Origin of the sequence: Acinetobacter sp. CIP 102529 (assembly GCF_000368325.1) — a bacterium.
Lineage (GTDB): Bacteria > Pseudomonadota > Gammaproteobacteria > Pseudomonadales > Moraxellaceae > Acinetobacter > Acinetobacter parvus.
In genome coordinates, this window is record NZ_KB849354.1 from 186,058 (window position 1) to 190,284 (window position 4,227).

General features: G+C 40.7%; 1 pseudogene and 1 CRISPR repeat array. The pseudogene reads right to left on the minus strand.

What is annotated here, in order from left to right:
- Positions 1-243: pseudogene (locus F972_RS03125) on the minus strand (hypothetical protein); the annotation flags it as partial.
- 229 nt (positions 244-472) lie between these two features.
- A CRISPR array of direct repeats spans positions 473-4,223; the repeat unit is 28 nt; unit sequence TTTCTAAATGGCGTATGTCGCCATGAAC.
- The last annotated feature ends 4 nt before the right edge of the window (positions 4,224-4,227 follow it).

The window sequence follows — 4,227 nt, forward strand, 5'->3', positions numbered from 1 at the left end:
TACAGCCTCATCAGCGCCATAGACCAATGCATCAACAAAACCAAAATTAACAAAGGTACTTAAAGCAGAGTGTGTAATTGTATTGACCGTCTTTTCAAGGCCCCAATTGGCGGTAGTCGTTTCAGTTGGTTTATTTTTATCATCAATTTCTTGCTTTATATTATCAATGACATCATCTGAACCACCACAACCTCCCAATAATAAAGTACCCAAGACCGCAGCAGCTGCCATTTTATATTTCATGATATTCTCCTTACTTCACAATATGATTAGTGTTAGAGAAAAGCACTATTGTGTCTATTCCTCAAATGAGGAGTAGACAGGATCTTTTTTTAATATTTAGATAAAATTATGGATTATCCTAGATGGATATCCTTAACCTAATTTTATTTTGGCAATAATTGAAACCCAATTATTAAATGACGCATGCCGTCATGAACTCCTGCCGTGCCTGTGCCCTCACACTTAATTATTTCTAAATGACGTATGCCGTCATGAACAGATGACAATTGAAGAATTATCTAATTTTACGTTTCTAAATGACGTATGCCGTCATGAACTGAAAAATGCAATGCGTAAAAATGGAATGGCATTTCTAAATGACGTATGCCGTCATGAACAAAATGATCGCTACGGAACGTGGCAATCTTCCTTTCTAAATGACGTATGCCGTCATGAACGTAAACAGGTGATTGGATACAACTATTTTGCTTTTCTAAATGACGTATGCCGTCATGAACAAACATTGGCGGCTCTGGTGCTTCTCACGTACTTTCTAAATGACGTATGCCGTTATGAACATTGATTATGTCAATCATTGGCTTTGTTCTCTTTTCTAAATGACGTATGCCGTCATGAACGCATTGTCAGGATTTCCAATTGCATTCTCTATTTTCTAAATGACGTATGCCGTCATGAACGTTAAGCCGTTGCCGAAGAAAACTCCGTAGGTTTTCTAAATGGCGTATGTCGCCATGAACTGGGGTAATGATGGTGCATCTATTCGCCCCAATTTCTAAATGGCGTATGTCGCCATGAACAAGACATTGCAGTCAGCAAAGCACCGACTACATTTCTAAATGGCGTATGTCGCCATGAACCTGATTTTGACGAGGCTTTAGAAACACTGGTTTTTCTAAATGGCGTATGTCGCCATGAACACTCAAATAAAACCTCAGTCACAGGTCTTGATTTTCTAAATGGCGTATGTCGCCATGAACCAAAATCAGCTATATTTAGATTTTCATGTTTCTTTCTAAATGGCGTATGTCGCCATGAACCTATAAACGCAGTTTTGAGATAAGCCCCTACTGTTTCTAAATGGCGTATGTCGCCATGAACAGCTCAAGATACAGCAACAGAGGCACTTGGCAATTTCTAAATGGCGTATGTCGCCATGAACGCTTTACAGATAAATATTTCCAAACATTTTCATTTCTAAATGGCGTATGTCGCCATGAACGCACTGATTATCACAGAGCAGCAAACGCGTGCTTTCTAAATGGCGTATGTCGCCATGAACATAATTCAGCAGAAGTGCAGGGTATTTATGCATTTCTAAATGGCGTATGTCGCCATGAACCATGGCCATTAACTGTGCCATCTCATAATGCTTTTCTAAATGGCGTATGTCGCCATGAACGCAAGTGCTGTATCCGCTTCAGCTTTCGCCTTTTTCTAAATGGCGTATGTCGCCATGAACGCTTTCGCCTTGGCATTCGCATAGGTTTTTGCTTTCTAAATGGCGTATGTCGCCATGAACACAATCCGCAGAAATATGATGCAATTGACTTCTTTCTAAATGGCGTATGTCGCCATGAACCTTTCCATTCACGTCGAGCTTGATGTACTTTTTTTCTAAATGGCGTATGTCGCCATGAACTAACAAATTTTGAAGGAACGGCTGATCGGTTGTTTCTAAATGGCGTATGTCGCCATGAACCTCTATAACATATCGACTTATTCCCTTTGTTATTTCTAAATGGCGTATGTCGCCATGAACGCTACATTTCCCAAAGAATTAGCAGATTTTGATTTCTAAATGGCGTATGTCGCCATGAACCGAACGCAAGCCAAGTTGCTAAAGTTCTTCGTTTTCTAAATGGCGTATGTCGCCATGAACCTATTCAAGTAAACGATTATCCGCGCCTTTCATTTCTAAATGGCGTATGTCGCCATGAACAAGGTAAGGTTTTTTGTTGTTGTTCCGCTGTATTTCTAAATGGCGTATGTCGCCATGAACTCGATATTGGGGTCAAATGCAGTAGTCACGCTTTTCTAAATGGCGTATGTCGCCATGAACAAAAAAGACACTAATCAGCCGTATTTCTATGTTTTCTAAATGGCGTATGTCGCCATGAACTAATAATCGTACCAATTTTGTTCCATCTGTCATTTCTAAATGGCGTATGTCGCCATGAACTTTAACAGCACTGGAGAATGATTACAGCTCAGTTTCTAAATGGCGTATGTCGCCATGAACAGATCACGGTTTTCTTTTTGATTTTCCATGATTTTCTAAATGGCGTATGTCGCCATGAACTTTTTCCAAAGCTTTTATTAGCACGTCGTGAATTTCTAAATGGCGTATGTCGCCATGAACTAGTTTGGGCGCGTGGTTTAAAAGCTCTTTTATTTCTAAATGGCGTATGTCGCCATGAACACCCATTACAGAAAAAGAAACTGAATCTTGTGTTTCTAAATGGCGTATGTCGCCATGAACTGTATTGACCGCAATCATCGCCTGTACATGTTTTTCTAAATGGCGTATGTCGCCATGAACGTACTTCATCATAAATAATAATTGAGCCGTCATTTCTAAATGGCGTATGTCGCCATGAACGCTTAATAAAGGTTGAGATGACATCACACCAATTTCTAAATGGCGTATGTCGCCATGAACTCGAGTCGCGTGCTTCGACAAGTGGCGCGTTTTTTCTAAATGGCGTATGTCGCCATGAACTTAATCGGAAAGCGGTTGAGTTCACGGCATACTTTCTAAATGGCGTATGTCGCCATGAACTGCATTGGCTGCACGGTAAGTATTAACAGTTATTTCTAAATGGCGTATGTCGCCATGAACGAGCCATGATGTAGACTGGTTCAGTCTTAGCATTTCTAAATGGCGTATGTCGCCATGAACTACCGAGATTATCATAGTATGATCTTTGTGTATTTCTAAATGGCGTATGTCGCCATGAACCGTTTAGTTAAATACAATGAAGAACGTTCCAATTTCTAAATGGCGTATGTCGCCATGAACGAGAATCTGAAATTCCTGTTTATGATGACTCATTTCTAAATGGCGTATGTCGCCATGAACACCACCAACGGCTTCCCTTCTTCACACGCTGCTTTCTAAATGGCGTATGTCGCCATGAACCGAATCAGGTGAGCACGCTACAAACCACTGTATTTCTAAATGGCGTATGTCGCCATGAACTGTATTGACCGCAATCATCGCCTGTACATGTTTTTCTAAATGGCGTATGTCGCCATGAACGTACTTCATCATAAATAATAATTGAGCCGTCATTTCTAAATGGCGTATGTCGCCATGAACGCTTAATAAAGGTTGAGATGACATCACACCAATTTCTAAATGGCGTATGTCGCCATGAACTACTCTCTGGTGGAATGCTTGTTTTTCTGTAATTTCTAAATGGCGTATGTCGCCATGAACCCCAAGCTGCATCTAACACTTTTTCTAGTTGATTTCTAAATGGCGTATGTCGCCATGAACGTTGTATGACTTTATCTAATGGTCAACTTGTCTTTCTAAATGGCGTATGTCGCCATGAACTAGCATCAATTGATGAAGCAGCATGTGCAGATTTTCTAAATGGCGTATGTCGCCATGAACTCCGAAACAATAGAGGGCGAAGATGGGGACGATTTCTAAATGGCGTATGTCGCCATGAACGCTTCTTTGTCTGCGGTCTTGATTGTTTCGGGTTTCTAAATGGCGTATGTCGCCATGAACAGTTATAAAATTGCCAATTACATTAACTGACTTTTCTAAATGGCGTATGTCGCCATGAACCCGATGAAGATGCAGCCGCAAATGCTAACACTTTTCTAAATGGCGTATGTCGCCATGAACGTGCAATTGGTCTTGTACTGGTTACAGCGTGGGTTTCTAAATGGCGTATGTCGCCATGAACTTCAAGGAACAACTTGTATTTATGACTTTAACTTTCTAAATGGCGTATGTCGCCATGAACGTGC